Source organism: Rhizobium sp. BK212, assembly GCF_014197475.1.
GTDB classification, from domain to species: Bacteria; Pseudomonadota; Alphaproteobacteria; order Rhizobiales; family Rhizobiaceae; genus Rhizobium; species Rhizobium anhuiense.
Map to the genome: position 1 here is coordinate 572027 of NZ_JACIFS010000002.1, position 18213 is coordinate 590239.

The 18213-nt window shown below is 61.8% G+C and carries 16 protein-coding genes; 11 read left to right on the forward strand and 5 right to left on the reverse strand.

Features of this window, described 5'->3' with window-relative positions; translation table 11 throughout:
- Positions 1 to 53: 53 nt before the first annotated feature.
- Both FHT79_RS07840 and FHT79_RS07845 read right to left on the reverse strand, forming a co-directional pair.
- Positions 54 to 1508, reverse strand: coding sequence for a UdgX family uracil-DNA binding protein (locus FHT79_RS07840; protein ID WP_183903199.1), 1455 nt, complete (start codon positions 1506 to 1508; stop codon positions 54 to 56).
- Positions 1508 to 2740 (reverse strand): putative DNA modification/repair radical SAM protein, encoded by a 1233-nt coding sequence (locus tag FHT79_RS07845; protein WP_183903321.1) that lies wholly within the window; start codon positions 2738 to 2740, stop codon positions 1508 to 1510. Before FHT79_RS07845 ends, FHT79_RS07840 begins: the two co-directional genes overlap by 1 nt.
- A 270-nt stretch (positions 2741 to 3010) precedes the next feature.
- Here FHT79_RS07845 and greA point away from each other — a divergent pair, with 270 nt between their 5' ends.
- A complete protein-coding gene (gene greA, locus FHT79_RS07850) occupies positions 3011 to 3487 on the forward strand; it encodes a transcription elongation factor GreA (RefSeq protein ID WP_017965278.1) in 477 nt (158 codons plus the stop codon).
- Between the two features lie 27 nt (positions 3488 to 3514).
- Complete coding sequence (locus FHT79_RS07855) at positions 3515 to 4573, forward strand: glycosyltransferase family 4 protein (RefSeq protein WP_028758977.1); 1059 nt, start codon at positions 3515 to 3517, stop codon at positions 4571 to 4573.
- A gap of 115 nt (positions 4574 to 4688) precedes the next feature.
- On the opposite strand, the gene FHT79_RS07860 is transcribed toward FHT79_RS07855, so the two are convergent.
- Entirely contained in the window at positions 4689 to 6023 is a 1335-nt protein-coding gene (locus FHT79_RS07860) for a dicarboxylate/amino acid:cation symporter (RefSeq protein ID WP_028758978.1), read from the reverse strand.
- Between the two features lie 225 nt (positions 6024 to 6248).
- Here FHT79_RS07860 and FHT79_RS07865 point away from each other — a divergent pair, with 225 nt between their 5' ends.
- Both FHT79_RS07865 and FHT79_RS07870 read left to right on the forward strand, forming a co-directional pair.
- Positions 6249 to 8117, forward strand: a complete 1869-nt coding sequence (locus FHT79_RS07865) for an ATP-binding protein (protein ID WP_028758979.1) — start codon at positions 6249 to 6251, stop codon at positions 8115 to 8117.
- 4 nt (positions 8118 to 8121) lie between these two features.
- Positions 8122 to 9468 carry a sigma-54 dependent transcriptional regulator gene (locus FHT79_RS07870; protein WP_183903200.1) on the forward strand — a complete coding sequence of 449 codons (1347 nt, stop codon included), beginning with the start codon at positions 8122 to 8124 and terminating at the stop codon, positions 9466 to 9468.
- A gap of 21 nt (positions 9469 to 9489) precedes the next feature.
- Here the strand turns inward: FHT79_RS07870 and FHT79_RS07875 are convergent, their stop codons facing one another.
- Entirely contained in the window at positions 9490 to 9957 is a 468-nt protein-coding gene (locus tag FHT79_RS07875; RefSeq protein ID WP_017994786.1) for an Lrp/AsnC family transcriptional regulator, read from the reverse strand.
- A 231-nt stretch (positions 9958 to 10188) separates the two neighbouring features.
- On the opposite strand from FHT79_RS07875, the gene trxB reads away from it, so the two are divergent.
- From trxB to FHT79_RS07905, 6 genes are all read left to right on the forward strand, one after another.
- Entirely contained in the window at positions 10189 to 11163 is a 975-nt protein-coding gene (gene trxB / locus FHT79_RS07880; RefSeq protein ID WP_028758411.1) for a thioredoxin-disulfide reductase, read from the forward strand.
- A gap of 22 nt (positions 11164 to 11185) precedes the next feature.
- Entirely contained in the window at positions 11186 to 12082 is an 897-nt protein-coding gene (locus FHT79_RS07885) for a LysR family transcriptional regulator VtlR (protein WP_003581089.1), read from the forward strand.
- Positions 12083 to 12635: 553 nt separating this feature from the next.
- Positions 12636 to 12929, forward strand: a complete 294-nt coding sequence (locus FHT79_RS07890) for a metalloregulator ArsR/SmtB family transcription factor (protein ID WP_028758410.1) — start codon at positions 12636 to 12638, stop codon at positions 12927 to 12929.
- 1 nt (position 12930) lies between these two features.
- Positions 12931 to 14097, forward strand: coding sequence for an MFS transporter (locus FHT79_RS07895; protein WP_028758409.1), 1167 nt, complete (start codon positions 12931 to 12933; stop codon positions 14095 to 14097).
- Positions 14098 to 14122: 25 nt separating this feature from the next.
- A complete protein-coding gene (locus tag FHT79_RS07900) occupies positions 14123 to 15247 on the forward strand; it encodes an alkene reductase (RefSeq protein ID WP_028758408.1) in 1125 nt (374 codons plus the stop codon).
- Positions 15248 to 15325: 78 nt separating this feature from the next.
- Entirely contained in the window at positions 15326 to 16126 is an 801-nt protein-coding gene (locus FHT79_RS07905; protein ID WP_028758407.1) for an aminoglycoside phosphotransferase family protein, read from the forward strand.
- Here FHT79_RS07905 and FHT79_RS07910 read toward each other — a convergent pair.
- On the reverse strand, positions 16123 to 17145 hold the full coding sequence (locus FHT79_RS07910; RefSeq protein WP_028758406.1) for an NAD(P)H-binding protein: 1023 nt from the start codon (positions 17143 to 17145) through the stop codon (positions 16123 to 16125). The genes FHT79_RS07905 and FHT79_RS07910 overlap by 4 nt on opposite strands.
- Before the next feature lie 94 nt (positions 17146 to 17239).
- On the opposite strand from FHT79_RS07910, the gene FHT79_RS07915 reads away from it, so the two are divergent.
- Positions 17240 to 18139, forward strand: coding sequence for a LysR family transcriptional regulator (locus FHT79_RS07915; RefSeq protein ID WP_028758405.1), 900 nt, complete (start codon positions 17240 to 17242; stop codon positions 18137 to 18139).
- The last annotated feature ends 74 nt before the right edge of the window (positions 18140 to 18213 follow it).

The window sequence follows — 18213 nt, forward strand, 5'->3', positions numbered from 1 at the left end:
CAGCATCACCGCTCGATGAGCGGTGATGCACACCTCGAAGCTCCGGAATCGATTTATCCAGCCGCTGCCATAAGCCGCTGGATTTTCGCCATATCTTCGCGAAACCGCGCCAGCTCCTCGGCTTTCAGCCGCTCGTCGGGAATACGCAGCAGATAGGAAGGATGCACCGTCACGAAGAGCGTTCGCCTGTCGTCGATCGCAATGGCTTTCCCCCTGACATCCTGCAACCGCTGCTTCGCATCGGTCAGCGCCGCCAGCGCCGTCGCTCCCATGGCAACGATGAGCTTCGGTTTGACCAGCGCCATCTCCAGATCGAGCCACCAGCGGCAATGCTTCACCTCGCCCATATTGGGCTTCTGGTGGATACGACGCTTGCCGCGCGGCTCATATTTGAAATGCTTGACGGCATTGGTGACATAGAGCCGCGAGCGGTCGATGCCCGCTTCTGCGATCACCTGATCCAGCAGCCGGCCGGCCGGACCGACGAAGGGGCGCCCTGATATATCCTCCTGGTCGCCTGGCTGCTCGCCGACGAACATCACCTCGGCATCGCGTGGCCCCTCCCCGAATACGGTTTGCGTCGCCGTCGCATGCAGCGGACAGCGGGTACAGACGGCCGCGTCCGCGCGCAGCTCTTCCAGCGTGCCCGCCGGCGCTTCGGGCACGGCAGGAATATTGCGCGCGGCCTCCTGCAACCGGTCGTGAAAGGGCAGCGACTGCGTCGCCTCCCGTGCGGCCATGGCGCGCACCTTGCTCTCCGCCGAGGCGATCAGCCCGGGGATGAGATCGGCTTCCGGCAGGTTCTTCCAGTATTTTTTCGGCATCTCCGACTGCATCGCCTTCAGCTTCAATCGCGCTGGGTTGAAGATACTGACGTAATAGGTGCGCCACAGTTCATCGGTGGCATCGGTGAGATTGGGCTTTTCACACGGCGCGTCGTTTAGCATCAGCCGCTCGCCGTCCCAGGCGGCTGACCCTTTGGGCGTGGCGATCAGCCAGTCCATGTCGGTGAAGCGTCGTTGGAAGAAGGGCGCTGTGCGCCTGACGATATGGTGGTCCGGCTCGAACCAGGCGAGGAATTTCCGACGGTCTGCCGATACCGCACCCACTTCCTTGAAGCGGACGAAAGCCGTCATCTTGTGCGCGTCGCGTCGAACGTTTTTCGCCATCAGCCTGGCACGGACAACGTCCTCGTCGGAGGCCACTTCGAGCAGCTGCCGGTCCAGCTGCAGCCGCCAGAGCAGCCGGTAAAGCAGGGAAAACCGCACCGGATCGGAATGGCAGAGAACGGTCTCGGCAAGATCGATGAAGGCGGGCGGCACCGTCATCGGCTTGCGTGCCATGATCGGCGCCGGCGGCATGGCGTCGCGCTGAAAAGCGAGATCGGCCTCTTCATCTTTTTCGCGCCAATCGATCTCTTCAGGCAATATGCCGGCGGCAGCAAAGGCCCGCGCGGCATCACGCCATTCGGCAAGATCTCCGCGTCCTGCCAGCACGACCCGGCGCATCACAGCAACGACAATTGTTCAGGTTGCGGCTCGAACATGGCGCGAAGGTCGGGGCGGTCGATCAGACGGCGCGGCGACCAGCCTTCCGCTGAAATAAAGGACTGGACCTTCTTGATCGAAATGCCGAGCCGTTGGAGATCGTCGATCCGCAGGCGGCGAAAACGGCGAGCCGAAACGATCGCTTTGACGGTCTTGGTGCCGAGACCGGGCACGCGCAGCAACCGCTCGCGCTCGGCTTTGTTGATATCGACAGGAAATTCGGCCCTGTTGGCGAGCGCCCAGGCTAGTTTCGGGTCGAGGGTGAGATCGAGCATGCCTCCCGCCTGGTTCGCGGTGATCTCATCGATGCCGAAACCGTAGAATCGGTAGAGCCAGTCGGCCTGATAAAGCCGGTGTTCCCGCATCAGCGGCGGCTTGATCAGCGGCAGATTTTTCGACGAATCCGGGATCGGGCTGAAGGCGGAGTAATAGACGCGCTTCAGGCCATAGCTGCTGTAAAGCCGGCCGCTGGTGGCAAGGATCGTCGCGTCGTTGGCGCCATCGGCGCCGACGATCATCTGCGTGCTCTGACCGGCCGGCACAAAACGCTGACGCTTCTTCGTCCGCAGCGTCGGCTCGCCGGCAGCCTCGATCTTCAGCCTCAGATCCCCCATCGATCGCCTTATATTGGCGGGCTTCTTTTCCGGCGCGAAACGGGTAATGCCGCTATCCGTTGGCAACTCGATATTGAGGGACAGCCTGTCGGCATGAAGCCCCGCCTCCTCGATCAGATGCGGTGATGCTTCAGGGATCGACTTCAGATGGATATAGCCGCGAAAATTATGCGTCACACGCAGTTCGCGGACGATGCGAACCATCTGTTCCATCGTGTAATCGGACGAACGAATGATGCCGGAGGAAAGAAACAGGCCCTCGATATAATTGCGGCGATAGAATTCCAGTGTCAGCCAGATGACCTCTTCAGGCGTAAAGCGCGCCCGTTCGACATTGCTCGACGAGCGATTGACGCAATAGGCGCAGTCGTAGATGCAGAAATTGGTCAGCAGTATTTTCAGCAGCGAAATGCACCGTCCATCCGGCGCATAGGCATGACAAATGCCGGATCCCTCGGTCGAACCGAGGCCGCCGCTTGCGTGAGAATCGCGTTTCACCGTGCCGCTGGAAGCGCAGGAAGCGTCATATTTCGCAGCATCGGAAAGGATGGCCAAGCGTTCTGTTAGCGACTTCTTCATTAGTATGTTCACTATATGTTCTTATATGCAAAGTCAATAGGAGCGACGTCACCTTTGCCCATTTTTCAGGCGCGCCACCGGATGCCGCGGCGGGTTGCGTTTCGTTTATGCGAATTTTCTGGAAATCGGCCTTGGCGATCTGCTATAAGCACTTAACTAGGATTGTGGCACGGTTCCGAAGCTCCCCTTCGGGACCTGTTTTCTTTTGTGTCTGCGGCTGACTGCTCGAAAAGCACGGACGAGCGGATACAAGGAGTGAAGGACAGAAAAATGGTTGAAAAGGTACCGATGACACAGGGTGGTTTCGTCAAGCTGCAGGAAGAGCTGCGCTGGCGTCAGCAGGAGGAGCGCCCCCGAATCATCGAGGCGATCGCCGAAGCCCGTGCTCATGGCGACCTTTCCGAAAACGCCGAATATCACGCCGCCAAGGAAGCCCAGAGCCATAATGAAGGCCGCATCAGCGAACTGGAAGACCTGACGGCGCGTGCCGAGGTCATCGACCTCACGAAGATGTCGGGCGACAAGATCAAGTTCGGCGCCAAGGTAAAGCTCGTCGACGAGGACACCGAGGAAGAAAAGACCTATCAGATCGTTGGCGACCAGGAAGCCGACGTCAAGGCCGGCCGCATCTCTATCTCTTCGCCGATCGCCCGTGCGCTGATCGGCAAGGAAGTCGGCGACTCCATCGAGGTCAATGCGCCGGGCGGCTCCAAGGCCTACGAAATCCTCCAGGTTTCCTGGGGCTGATCGCCCGCCAGCCGCGAGACCTATCCCTTGCCCGATATGCGTGACGTCGAGATCATCGCGCCCAATTTCAAGCGCCGGCTCTCCGGCGTCACGTCGACCATTGTTCAGCTCATTCCCTGCCAGATCCGGCACGGCATAAAGATCGCAACCCTTGGCCCCGGCCTGCCGGAAGGCCTGCCGAAACTGGCGTGGCGCCAGCTCCTTGGCCTCTGGCGCCCGCCGTCACGCCGGCGCCAGCGTGTCTGGCACGCGCGCCGCAACAACGAGATGGCCGTCGGCATCCTGCTTCGCCATCTCATGCGCATGCCGCTGAAGCTGCTCTTCACCTCGGCCGCCCAACGCCGCCACACCGCCTATACGAAATGGCTGATCCGCCGCATGGACGCCGTCATCGCGACCAGCGACCGTTCCGGCTCGTTCCTCGAGGTGCCGCACACGGTCATCCAGCACGGCGTCGACCTTGCCCTCTTTCATCCGCCGGAAACGGCAGAGGACGGCATCGCCGCCACCGGCCTGCCCGGATGCCATCTTATCGGCTGTTTCGGCCGCGTGCGCCACCAGAAGGGTACCGATCTTTTCGTCAAATCGATGATCGAACTGCTGCCGCAGAATCCGGAATGGACAGCGATCGTCTCCGGCCGCGTGACGGCGGAGCATGCGGCATTCGGTGACAAGCTCAAGGCCGATGTCGCCGCCGCCGGGCTTAGCGACCGTATCCTCTTTCTCGGCGAAGTGCCCGATATCAAGATCTGGTATCGCCGCCTGACGCTTTACGTCGCGCCCTCCCGCAACGAGGGCTTCGGCCTAACGCCGCTTGAAGCCATGGCTTCGCGCACCGCGGTGGTGGCATCGGATGCGGGCGCTTATGCCGAGCTCATCGTCACGGGCGAGACGGGTTCGGTCGTTGCCGCCGGCGATGGCGAGGCGCTGACGCGGGCAATCGCGCCCTATATCGCAGATCCCGCCCTGGCGATCGCGCATGGCGAAAATGCGCTGCGGCATGTCAGGACGAATTTCGCGCTGGAGAAGGAAGCAGGCGCGATCGGCGCCGTGTACGATCGTCTTCTCGGCGACAACCGCGGCTAGCGCATCGTGCTGTCTGCGCCCGAAAGGACGCACGGCGCTCTAACCACAAAAGAGAAACGGCCCGCTGAAAAACGGGCCGCTGCAGGATTTTCAAGACTGTGAACGTCGTGGCCGATTACTCGGCCGGCTGGAGCCCGGCAGTCGGAGCGTCCTCGTTTGTCTGGCCGTCCAGCGCCGCGGCCAGCTGAGCCGTATCCAGCTCATTTTCCCAGCGTGCCACGACGATCGTCGCAACCGCATTGCCGACAAGGTTGGTCAGCGCCCGGCATTCCGACATGAAACGATCGATGCCGAGGATGAGCGCCATGCCGGCGACCGGTACGGAGGGGACGACGGAGAGCGTCGCTGCCAGGGTGATGAAGCCGGCGCCGGTGATGCCTGCGGCACCCTTGGAGCTCAGCATCGCCACCAGGAGCAGCAGGATCTGGTCACCCCAGGAGAGATGGATGCCGGTTGCCTGGGCAATGAAGAGGGCAGCCAGGGTCATGTAGATGTTGGTGCCGTCGAGATTGAAGGAATAGCCTGTGGGGATGACGAGCCCGACGACCGAGCGCTTGCAGCCGGCCTTTTCCATCTTGTTCATCAGGCCCGGAAGCGCCGCCTCCGAAGACGAGGTGCCGAGAACCAGCAGCAGCTCTTCCTTGATGTAGCGCAACAGCGCCACGATCGAGAAGCCGTTGTAGCGGGCGACGGCACCGAGAACGATGAAGACGAAGAGCAGAGAGGTGACGTAGAAGGTGCCGATTAGCATGGCGAGGTTGGCGATCGATCCGACGCCGTACTTGCCGATGGTGAATGCCATGGCGCCGAAGGCGCCGATCGGGGCAGCCTTCATGAGGATGGCGACGAGCTTGAAGACGGGAGCCGTCAGGGAATTCAGGAAATTGACGACCTGCTCGCCCTTTTCGCCGACCATGGCGAGCGCGATGCCGAAGAGCACCGAGAAGAACAGGACCTGCAGAATATCGCCATCGGCAAAGGCGCCGACAATCGTCGTCGGGATGATATTGGTGAGGAAGCCGACGATGCTCTGCTCATGCGCCTTGGCGGCAAAGGTGGCGACGGCGGCCGGATCCAGCGAGGCCGGATCGATGTTCATGCCGGCGCCAGGCTGGACGACGTTGGCGACGATCAGGCCGATGATGAGCGCCAATGTCGAGAAGGTCAGGAAGTACAGCATCGCCTTGCCGGCGACACGGCCAACCTTCTGCAGATCGCTCATGCCGGCAATGCCGGTCGCGACGGTCAGGAAGATGACCGGGGCGATGATCATCTTGACGAGCTTGATGAAGGCATCGCCGAGCGGCTTCAGCTGGGTGCCGAGTTCGGGGTAGAAATGGCCGAGAAGGATACCCGCAGCAATGGCCACGAGAACCTGAACGTAAAGATGGCTATAAAAGGGCTTCTTGCCCTTGCTGCCTGCGACTGCATCGAGTGGTGCTGCGATCATGATGTCCTCCTAATGGCTCGTCCGGAACGAACTCCGGCCTCCCGAGCCGTTCGCTTCAAGTCCAACAGCTCAGCCGTTGTTGCCATCTCCTTCGCAATCACCGTGCCAGTTTCACGCCGACCAACCAACAGATTGAATTTATTAATGAAAAATTTACGGGGCTGCTGACAGCTAATTAAGCAATGCGGAAATCCGCACAAATCCATTTGCGTTTCGTGCAGAAAAATGCACAAATCCGCCATGTCCGTGTCGCAGAAATTGTGGCCTTCCCTGCCCCTGCAGCACCGCATCCGCCGGATGTGGTGGACCTATGCCGTGCTCGCCCTCCTCGCCGTCGTCGCAAGCCTCTGGGCTGGCGGCGAGATCGGCCGGCACCGGGCGGAGGCCGCCCTTGAGGAACAGGCCCGCATGGATGCGAGACTGAATGCGGCTTTGCTGCGCACGGTTCTCGAAAAATACCGGGCGCTTCCCTTCGTTCTGTCGCAGGACGCAGCACTCGCCGCGGCGCTTGCCGGAAAGGATGCCGGCGCGTTCGAGCGGCTCAGTCAGAAGCTGGAAAATTTGGCGGCGGGCACCAAGGCCGCCGTCATCTATGTCATCGACAAGGACGGCATGGCGGTTTCGGCCAGCAACTGGCGCGAACCGACGAGCTTCGTCGGCAATGACTACCGCTTCCGCGAGTATTTCCAAGGGGCAGTCGAACGAGGACAGGCCGAGCACTTCGCACTTGGCACGGTCAGCAAGAAACCGGGCCTCTATATCTCCCAACGGATTTCGGGCAGCAATGGCCTGCTGGGTGTCGTCGTGGTCAAGGTCGAATTCGACGACGTCGAGGCGGATTGGAATGCCTCGGGCACTCCGTCCTATGTCGTTGACGAACGCGGCATCGTCCTCATCACCAGTCTTCCATCATGGCGGTTCATGACGATCGGCCGGATCGCCGAAGACCGGTTGACTGCGATCCGCGAAAGCCTTCAATTCGGCGCTGCGCCGCTTCAACCCCTGCCGCTCGATCTTATCAGGAACCTCGGGGACGGCCTTGACGTCGTTGAGATCGTCATGCCCGGCGATGCCGGAAAAACCAGGTTTCTCGATGTCGGGATGCCGGTTCCGGCCACCGGATGGCAGTTGCAGCATCTCGTGACGCTCGGGCCGTCCGTCGATGCGGGAATTCGCGAAGCCCGCATGCTGGCCTTGCTCATACTCTTGCCGCTGCTGGCGGCAGCAGCCTTCCTCTTGCGCCGCCGCCATGCGATCACCCTGCGGATATCCAGAGAACAGCAGGCGCGGGAGGAACTGGAACGGCGGGTAGTCGAGCGGACGCTGGATCTCAGCCAGGCGCGGGACCGGCTGCAGGCCGAAATCATCGGCCATAAGAGCACGGAGCAGAAGCTGCAGGCGGTGCAGCAGGATCTGGTGCAGGCCAACCGGCTGGCCATCCTGGGCCAGGTGGCGGCCGGCGTCGCTCATGAGATCAATCAGCCGGTGGCGACCATCCGTGCCTATGCAGACAATGCCCGCACCTTCCTCGATCGCGGCCAGGCGGCGCCTGCCGGCGAAAATCTCGAAAGCATCGCGGCGCTGACGGAGCGCATAGGTGCGATCACCGAAGAGCTGAAGACCTTTGCCCGCAAAGGCCGAGGCAGCGCCGAACCGACAGGATTGAAGGACGTCATCGAGGGTGCTGTGATGCTGTTGCGCAGCCGGTTTGCCGGGCGCATGGATTTGCTCGACATCGACTTGCCGCCGCCTGAACTGCAGGTGATGGGAAACCGGATCCGTCTCGAACAGGTGCTGATCAACTTGCTTCAGAATGCCCTGGAGGCGGTGGCGCCGAAGGCCGGAGAGGGCCGCGTCGAGGTCAGAACGTCAGCCGATGCGGAGATGGTAACGGTGACGGTCGCCGACAACGGCCCGGGCATTCCGCCTGAAATCCGCAAAGGCCTGTTCACCCCGTTCAATACCTCGAAAGAGAGCGGTCTCGGTCTCGGGCTGGTCATCTCCAAGGATATCGTCGGCGATTACGGCGGCCGGATGGAGGTTGAAAGCGACAGCGAGGGAACCCAGTTCATCGTTCATCTGAGGAAGGCTTGAGCTCATGGACACACTGAGCCCCGTTGCGCTGATCGACGACGACAAGGACCTGCGCCGCGCCACCGCCCAGACGCTCGAACTCGCCGGTTTCACCGTGTCCGCCTATGACGGGGCGAAAGCCGCGTTGGCGGACCTGCCGGCCGACTTCGCCGGCCCCGTCGTCACCGATATCCGCATGCCGGAGATCGATGGACTGCAACTCTTCGCCACGCTGCAGGGCATGGATGCCGACCTGCCGGTGATCCTGATGACCGGCCACGGCGATATTCCGATGGCCGTTCAGGCGATCCAGGACGGCGCCTATGATTTCATCGCCAAACCCTTCGCGGCCGATCGGCTCGTCCAAAGCGTGCGTCGCGCCAGCGAGAAGCGGCGGCTTGTTCTGGAGAACCGCATGCTGCGCAAAGCAGCCGAGGATGCGCAGGAGAACTTGCCGCTGATCGGCCAGACCCCTGTCATGGAAAACTTGAGAAACATTCTTCGCCATATCGCCGATACCGATGTGGACGTGCTGGTCGCCGGCGAAACGGGCAGCGGCAAGGAAGTGGTTGCCCAGATCCTGCATCAGTGGAGCCACCGCCGGAAGGGCAATTTCGTGGCGCTCAACTGTGGCGCTCTGCCCGAAACCGTCATCGAAAGCGAACTGTTCGGCCACGAAGCCGGCGCCTTTACCGGCGCTCAGAAGCGCCGCACGGGCCGCATCGAACATGCAAGCGGCGGCACGCTTTTCCTCGACGAGATCGAGAGCATGCCGGCCGCCACGCAGGTCAAGATGCTGCGAGTGCTGGAGATGCGCGAGATCACGCCGCTCGGCACCAACGAGGTGCGCCCGGTCGATCTTCGCGTTGTCGCGGCTGCCAAGATCGACCTCGGGGATCCCTCGGTGCGCGGCGATTTTCGCGAGGATCTCTATTACAGGCTGAATGTGGTGACGATCTCTATCCCGCCGCTGCGAGAACGCCGCGACGATATTCCGCTGCTGTTCTCCCATTTCGCCGCCCGCGCCGCGGAGCGCTTTCGCCGCGAGGTCCCGCCGCTTTCGCCCGGTGTGCGGCAGCATCTCGCCTCGCATACATGGCCCGGCAATGTTCGCGAACTCTCGCATTATGCCGAACGCGTGGTGCTTGGCGTGGAAGGCGGTGGAGCGGCCGTGGTCCCTGCGCAGCCGGCGGGCGCCACGCTTCCCGAACGACTGGAACGCTACGAGGCGGAGATCATCCGCGACACGCTGTCGGCCAATGACGGCGACGTGCGCCGCACCATCGAAGCGCTCGGTATTCCGAGAAAGACGTTCTACGACAAACTCCAGCGCCACGGCATCAACCGGGGCGGCTATATCTCGCGCAAGTAATGGACAGGAGCAATTGGGAGTCTAGACTTCCACCAGTCCCAGCTTCTTCACCTGCCGGATCGTCAGCATGGTGCGCACGGTATCGACATGTTCGTTCGCCGTCAGCACCTCGATGACGAAATCCTGGAAGCGGGTGAGGTTCTCCGCCACGCAATGCAGCAGGAAATCGCTGTCGCCGGAGACCATCCACGCCTGGCGCACCAGCGGCCATTCGGTGGTGGCGGCGGCAAAGGCCTTGAGATTGCCTTCCGACTGGTGCTTGAGGCCAACCATGCAGAAAGCGACGAGGTCGAAGCCGAGCTTGGGGCTGTTCAGCATCGCGTGATAGCCCTCGATGATGCCGGCTTCCTCGAGCTTGCGCACCCGGCGCAGGCAGGGCGGCGCCGAGATGCCGACGCGATCGGCGAGCTCCACATTGGTCATGCGGCCGTCGGCCTGCAGCTCCCGGAGTATCTTTATGTCGATGACGTCGAGTTCGGCGCGACCCACATCATTGCCTTTCTTTAATTCTCCGCGGGGAGCTTCTATATAAAGCGGCGGAATACGCAAGAATGTTTCACGCCGATGACGGATTCTTGCACATCCTGGCGATTTGCCTTGTTGGTAACGCAAGGCTGCCCTTGAATAAAAGCATTGGACGTTCATAAATGGCCCATGGACCGCGAAACGGCCGCAATCACCACTTAGCCGCCGCCCTCCTGCCAGTCGAAAGGAAATGACATGCCCGCCCGCCATACCAAGGTGCTCATCATCGGTTCCGGACCCGCAGGCTATACTGCCGCGGTCTATGCCGCGCGCGCCATGCTGAAACCGGTTTTGATCGCCGGTCTCGAACAGGGCGGCCAGTTGATGATCACCACCGATGTGGAGAATTATCCGGGCTTTGCCGATCCGATCCAGGGTCCCTGGCTGATGGAACAGATGCTGCAGCAGGCAAAACATGTCGGCGCCGAGATCGTCAACGATCTCGTGACCGAAGTCGACATGAACCAGCGTCCCTTCGTCGCCCGCACCGACAGCGGCCAAGTCTGGACCGCGGATACGCTGATCATCGCCACCGGCGCCAAGGCCAAGTGGCTCGGCATCGAGAGCGAGCAGCATTTCCAGGGATTCGGCGTTTCGGCTTGCGCCACCTGCGACGGCTTCTTCTATCGCAACAAGGATGTGATCGTGGTCGGCGGCGGCAACAGCGCCGTCGAAGAGGCGCTCTATCTCTCCAACATCGCCAAGTCGGTCACCGTAGTGCACCGCCGCGATTTCTTCCGGGCCGAGAAGATCCTGCAGGAGCGTCTGTTCTCCAAGGACAATGTCAAGGTGCTGTGGAACACCGAAGTGGCAGAGATCACCGGCACGCCGGCCAAGCCGCCGATGCCGCAATCCGTATCCGGCGCCCGCCTGCGCGACACGCGTACCGGGGCGATCACCGAGGTTACGATCGACGGCGTCTTCGTCGCCATCGGCCATGCGCCGGCGACCGAGCTCTTCAAGGACAAACTGAAGCTGAAGGACAATGGCTATCTCTGGACCGCACCGGATTCGACCGCGACCAGCCTGGAGGGGGTCTATGCCGCGGGCGACGTGACCGACGACACGTTCCGCCAGGCGATCACCGCCGCCGGCCTGGGCTGCATGGCAGCACTGGAAGCCGAGCGATATCTGACGGGCCACATGCCCGTCGCCGTGGCCGCGGAGTAAGATCGGCATGAGGGGTGGGGGAATGCCATTGGATTGGGACAAGCTGCGTATTTTCCACGCAGCTGCCGAGGCGGGTTCGTTCACGCATGCGGCGGATAAACTGCATCTGTCCCAATCCGCCATCAGCCGCCAGGTAAGCGCGCTGGAGCAGGATGTCGGCACCAAGCTGTTTCACCGCCATGCGCGCGGCCTGATTCTGACGGAGCAGGGCGAACTGCTTTATCGCACCGCCCATGACGTGTTGCTGAAGCTCGAAACCGTCAAGATGCAGCTCACCGAGACGACCGAGACGCCGTCCGGCAAACTGCGCGTCACGACGACGGTCGGTCTTGGCCAGGGCTGGCTGACCGACAAGATCCAGGAATTCCTGCAGCTCTATCCCGATGTGCAGATCCAGCTGATCCTCGACAACGAGGAAGTGGATGTGAACATGCGCCATGCCGACTGCGCGATTCGGCTGCGCCAGCCGCAGCAATCCGACCTCATCCAGCGCAAGCTCTTCACCGTGCACATGCACGTCTATGCGGCCCCTTCCTATATCAACCGCCATGGCGAGCCGCAGAAGATCGAGGATCTCGACAATCACCGCATCATCACCTTCGGCGAGCCGGCGCCGAGCTACCTGCTCGACGTCAACTGGCTGGAGGTCGCCGGCCGCTCGTCCGACAACAAGCGCATCCCGCATCTGCAGATCAACAGCCAGACCTCGATCAAGCGGGCCGCCCTGCTCGGCATCGGCGTCGCCTGCCTGCCGGATTACATCGTCGGTCGCGACCCCGGCCTGATTCAGCTGGCGATCAATGCCGACGTCCCCTCCTTCGACACGTATTTCTGCTATCCCGACGAAATCAAGAACGCCGCCAAGCTGAAGGCTTTCCGCGATTTCATCGTCAGCAAGGCCAGAAACTGGAACTTTTAAGCCCGGTTTTGTCGACGTCTTGCATACTATGCAGAAGGCGCATGACTGGCATGCACAAATGAGGGTTGCCGTTTGCCCATTAAACCACCATATCGCACATAGCTGATGCACATGGTGGCTTTTCCTCCCAGTTCCACCGCATTAGCTGTTCCCCTCTGGAGGTTTTTGACCTTCACACTTATAAGGGCCCTGGTTTTCCAGTGGCCCTCTTTTTTTACCTTGCTTGCCCAGGGAAATGCCGCACCGCAAAAAAATTGTGCGGCGCATAGCAGACATGCACAAAAAAGCATTGAAACCTGCTCAAGGAAGCACCATATCCATCTCAGCTGATGCATCTTGTGGTTTCTCTCCCAGTACCACCGCATTAGCTGTTCCCCTCTGGAGGTTTTTGACCTTCACAATTACAAGGGCCCTGGTTTTCCGGTGGCCCTCTTTTTTTGCCCAAAAATTGCGCACCCACTAAAGGCCGCCACCTCACGCCTCCGTGATTTGCATATCGAGTTCCGACGATCAATATATCGGTTAAACACGATTTATAGTTCGGCGAACGACGATGGACAAAGACGAGATTATCAAGGCACTCGCTCATCCCGCCCGGATGGACATTCTGAACTGGCTGAAAAACCCCGAGCAACATTTCCCCTCGCAGGAGCACCCTTTCGAAATGGGTGTCTGCGCCAGTCAGTTCGAGCGCTGCGGCCTGTCGCAGTCGACGGTCTCGGCTCATCTCGGGACGCTGCATCGCGCCGGCCTCGTCACCACCAAACGCGTCGGCCAGTGGATCTTCTACAAGCGAAACGAAGAAACGATCGCCGCTTTTCTCAAGCAACTGACGCAGGACCTTTAGAATGCCCCTCGCCCTCCTCGTTCTCGCCTTGAGCTCGTTTGCGATAGGCACCACCGAATTCGTCATCATGGGTTTGCTGCCTGAGGTCGCCGCCGATCTGTCGGTGACGATCCCGCAGGCCGGATGGCTGGTAACCGGTTATGCGCTGGCGGTCGCGATCGGCGCACCCGTGATGGCCGTTTCGACTGCGAAGCTGAAGCGCCGCACCGCCCTGATTGCGCTGATGGCCTTCTTCATCGCCGGCAACCTGCTGTGCGCTCTGGCGAGCGGCTACTGGGTGCTGATGATCGCCCGCATCGTGACCGCGCTTTGCCACGGCGCCTTCTTCGGCATCGGCTCGGTCGTCGCCGCCGGACTGGTCGCCGAAGACCGCAAGGCTCGCGCCGTCGCGCTGATGTTCACCGGCCTGACGCTTGCCAATGTTCTCGGCGTGCCGCTCGGCACCGCGATCGGCCAGGCCTATGGCTGGCGCGCCACCTTCGGTGTCGTCACCGTCATCGGCATCGTCACTATATCAGGCCTGATCGCCATTTTGCCGAGGGACAAGCAGCAGGAAAACGGCAGCATCCTGCGCGAGATCGCGGCACTCCGGAATGGCGGCCTGTGGCTGGCGCTCTCCACCACCGTCTTCTTCGCCGCCTCGATGTTCGCCCTCTTCACCTATATCGCGCCGCTGCTGCGCGACGTCACCGGCGTGTCGCCCGAAGGCGTCACCTGGACGCTGTTCCTGATCGGCCTCGGGCTGACCGTCGGTAACCTCGTCGGCGGCAAGCTTGCCGACTGGCGGCTCGGCGCGACGCTTGCCGGCGTCTTTGCCGCAATCGCCATCACCTCGATCGCCTTCAGCTATACGAGCCGCTTCTTCATCCCGGCCGAAATCACCCTCTTCCTTTGGGCACTGGCAAGCTTTGCCGCCGTGCCGGCGCTTCAGGTCGGCGTCGTCGGCTTCGGCAAGGACGCCCCGAATCTTGTTTCGACGATCAACATCGGCGCCTTCAACACCGGCAATGCGCTCGGCGCCTGGGTCGGCGGCCTGGTCATCGACGCGGGCTTCGATCTCACCCGCGTTCCACTCGCCGCAGCCTTGATGGCCCTGATCGGCCTCGGCGCGACGGTGCTCACCTATCTCTCCGCCAGGGGCCGAGCCGCCCTCGCTCCTGCCGAGTGATCCTCCCGCAAAAGAAAGGACCATCATGGCCAAGCTTTTCGAACCCACGAAAGTCGGCGACATCCCCGTCAAGAACCGCATCGTCATGGCGCCGCTGACCCGCAACCGCTCGCCGGGCGCAATCCCCAACGACCTCAACGTCGAATATTACCGCCAGCGCGCCAGCGCCGGCCTGATCATCACCGAAGCAACAGCCATCACACATCAAGGCCAGGGTTATGCCAATGTGCCGGGTCTCTATACCAAGGAGGCTCTCGACGGCTGGAAGCGCGTCACCGACGCGGTCCATGCTGCTGGCGGCAAGATCGTCGTGCAGATGTGGCATGTCGGACGCATCTCGCACACGACGCTGCAGCCGAACGACGGCAAGCCGGTTTCCTCGACCAACCGCGTCGCCAAGGCCAAGACCTATCTGGTCAATGCCGACGGCACCGGCAGCTTCGCCGACACCTCCGAGCCGCGCGCGCTTGAAACCGCCGAAATCCCCGGCATTATCGAGGATTACCGCAAGGCCGCCCGGGCCGCGATCGATGCCGGCTTCGATGGTGTCGAGATCCACGGCGCCAACGGCTACCTGCTCGACCAGTTCATCCGCGACGGCGTCAACGACCGTAGCGATGCATATGGCGGCTCGATCGAAAACCGTGCCCGCCTGACCTTCGAAGTCGTCGATGCCGTGGTCAAGGAAATCGGCGCCGGCCGCACCGCGATCCGTATCTCGCCGGTGACGCCGTCCGGCGAAAGCTACGATTCCAATCCGCAGACGACCTTTGCACACATCGTCGAAGGCCTGGCCAAATACGACCTCGCCTATCTCCATGTCATCGAAGGCCAGACCGGCGGCGACCGTGACTACAAGCAGGGCGATAATCCCTCCTTCGATTACAAGGCGCTGCGCCAAGCTTACGAAAAGGCCGGCGGCAAGGCCGACTGGATGGTCAACAACGGCTACGACCGTGATCTGGCGATCGACACCGTCGAAAGCGGCCGCGCCGATCTCGTCGCCTTCGGCAAGCCCTTCATTGCCAATCCCGACCTCGTCGAGCGCCTGGAACACCATCTGCCGCTCAACACGCCCGACCAGTCGACCTTCTACGGCGGCACCGGCAAGGGCTATATCGACTATCCCATCCTCGAAAAAGTCGCCTGAGCCTTTTGCAATGCAAACCGCGAAATCCCGCCGAAAGGCGGGATTTCCATTTTCGATGCATCTTTGTAGCGTGTCGCCATGTTCGATTCTCATCTCCACCGTTGGTCGCTCATACAAGACGGCGAGCCGATCATCACCCATTCGAGCCAGTTGCTGCCGGTCCTCTGGCAGGATAGGCCCGCCATGTTGAAAGTGGCTGCCGATATCGACGAGCGATATGGCGCGCTGCTGATGCAATGGTGGGATGGTGACGGCGCAGCCTATGTCTTCGCCCGTGAGGACGACGCCGTGCTGCTGGAAAGGGCGATGGGGAAACGCTCGCTGCTTGCCATGGCGATGAATGGTGAGGACGACGAGGCAAGCCGCATTCTCTGTCAGACAGCGGCACGGCTGCATGCGCCGCGCGAAAAACCGCTTCCCGATCCCGTGCCCCTCACCCGCTGGTTCCGCGATCTGGAGCCGGCAGCAGCCAAGCATGGCGGCACGCTTGCCGATTGTTCGGCGATCGCCAACGCCCTCCTTGCCGATCCGCGTGACGTCGCCATCCTTCACGGCGACATCCACCACGGCAATATCCTCGATTTCGAGTCGCGCGGCTGGCTGGCGATCGATCCGAAGCGGCTCCACGGCGAACGCGGCTTCGATTTCGCCAACATCTTCGCCAATGAGGAATTGCCAACGATCACCGATCCGGCTCGCTTCCGCCGCCAGCTCGCAGTCGTCTCAGCAGCGGCTGGGCTCGAGCCGAAACGGCTGCTGCAATGGATCTCTGCCTATTCCGGCCTCTCCGCCGCCTGGTTCCTCGGCGATCCGAACATCGAGCAGGCAGAAAAAGCCCTGACGGTCGCCCGGATTGCGCTGGCCGAACTTCGGGCCTAACGCATCTTTTCAGGCGAATGCCCGATAAAGGCGGTCGCCATGTCGCGATGCGGTTCAGGCAGGCAGCCAAGCGCCGCGAGCGAAGCCCTGACGGCCTCGTCGATCGGCGTCTGCGGCTCCCTTCCGAGCTCGGCCGTGAGCCTGGTGTTCCGCATCCGCACCGGCACCTTCCAGAGATAACGCATCTCCTTGATCTCCCGCATCACAGGAACAAAGGGCGCTGCCAGTGGCACGATCCACCAGGGAAAGCCGGCGATCTTCGCCTTGCCGCCGGCGACGCGCTTGATCGCTTCGGCCATCTGCATGCCGTCCGCATCCCAGAAGCCTTCCATATGATAGACGGCGAAAGGCGGCAGCCGATCGGCCCGCTCGACGAGCTGGGCGATGGTTTCCGCCATGTCGGGCAGATAGGCCCATTGATGGCCGATGCCACGCCGTGCGGGATTCCTGATCGTGCCGACCGGCTTGCCTGGGGTTACGAGGCCGGACGAAAACCAGCTGTTACCAGTCGTGCCCGGGCCGAAAAAATCCCCTGCCCTGACGATGATGACGCCTGCGCCGGCCCGCGACGCTGCCTTCAGCCGTTTCTCCATGTCGACGCGGATCGCCCCCTTCTTCGTCACCGGATGCTGCGGGCTCTCCTCCGTTGGCGCCGGCAAGGCATCGGGACCGAAATTATAGACGTTGCCCGGCAGCACGATGCGCGCACCGACGGCGCGAGCGGCGGCGATTGTATTGTCGAGCATCGGCAGCACCAGCCTTTCCCAGTCGCGGTAGCCGGGCGGATTGACGGCGTGGACGATCAGGTCGACGCCTTCAGCCGCCCTCAGCACGTCACCGGCATTCATCGCATCGCCCTGCAGCCATTCGAAAGCCGGCTCGCGCCTCGACGCCTTGGCTGCATCACGGTTGAGCGCCCGGATGCGCCAGCCGCGCCCAAGCAGCTTGCGGGCAACCGCGCCGCCGATACCGCCGGTCGCGCCGAGGACGAGGGCCGTCATCTGCATTTCCCTATTCATGACACTCATCTCCTTCGATTGGATGAGAGGATCATGCCATCAGCAAGACATAAACAAAATTGACGAAATAGTTGCATATGCTATACAAAAATATATGAGCGTTGAACCAAGCTGGGATTTCTACCGCAGTTTCCTGACCGTGCTCCAGCAGGGATCGCTTTCAGCCGCCGCCCGAGAACTGGGGCTGACCCAGCCGACCATAGGCCGCCATGTCGATGCACTGGAACTGGCGATCGGCGCCGAGCTCTTCATCCGCTCGCCGAATGGATTGCTGCCGACCGACGCCGCACTGGCGCTCAAGCCCTATGCCGAAACACTGGCGGCAACCGCTGCCGCCCTGTTGCGCACCGCATCCGGTGAGCGCGAACGCGTGGCTGGAACGGTCAGGGTCAGCGCCAGCGAAGTCATCGCCGTCGAGGTGCTGCCTGGGATTCTCGGACCGCTGCAGGAGACCTATCCCGACCTCCAGATCGAGCTCTCGGCTTCCGATATCATCGAGGACCTGGTGAACCGCGAGGCCGACATCGCCGTGCGCATGGCCGAGCCGCAGCAGGATGCGCTCCTCGTGCGCCGCATCGGCGATATCCCGCTCGGCTTTCACGCCCATCGCCGCTATCTCAGCCGATACGGCATTCCGCAAACCTTGGCTGACCTCGCAAACCACCGGCTGATCGGTTTCGACCGGCAGACGGCCTATGTCCGCATGGTGATGAAACGCTATGCGGTGCCCGGCATCGAATTCTCCTACAGGACCGACAGCAACCTTGCCCAGCTTTCCGCAATCCGCGCCGGCGTCGGCATTGGCATCTGCCAGACCGGGCTTGCGCGGGAAAATCCTGACCTGGTGCACATCCTGCCCGATGCCTTCAAAATCCCGCTCGGTACGTGGGTGGCGATGCATGCGAGCCTGAAGACCTCGCCGCGCTGCCGCGCCACGTTCGACGCCCTGGTCAACGGTCTGCAGGACTATTACCGATATTCGACCAGCGCATAAGTGCGAAAATCGGAATCGATTTTCGGAAAGAATCATGCGCAAATTTCAAAGCAATAGGCTCCTTGGCACGTCCT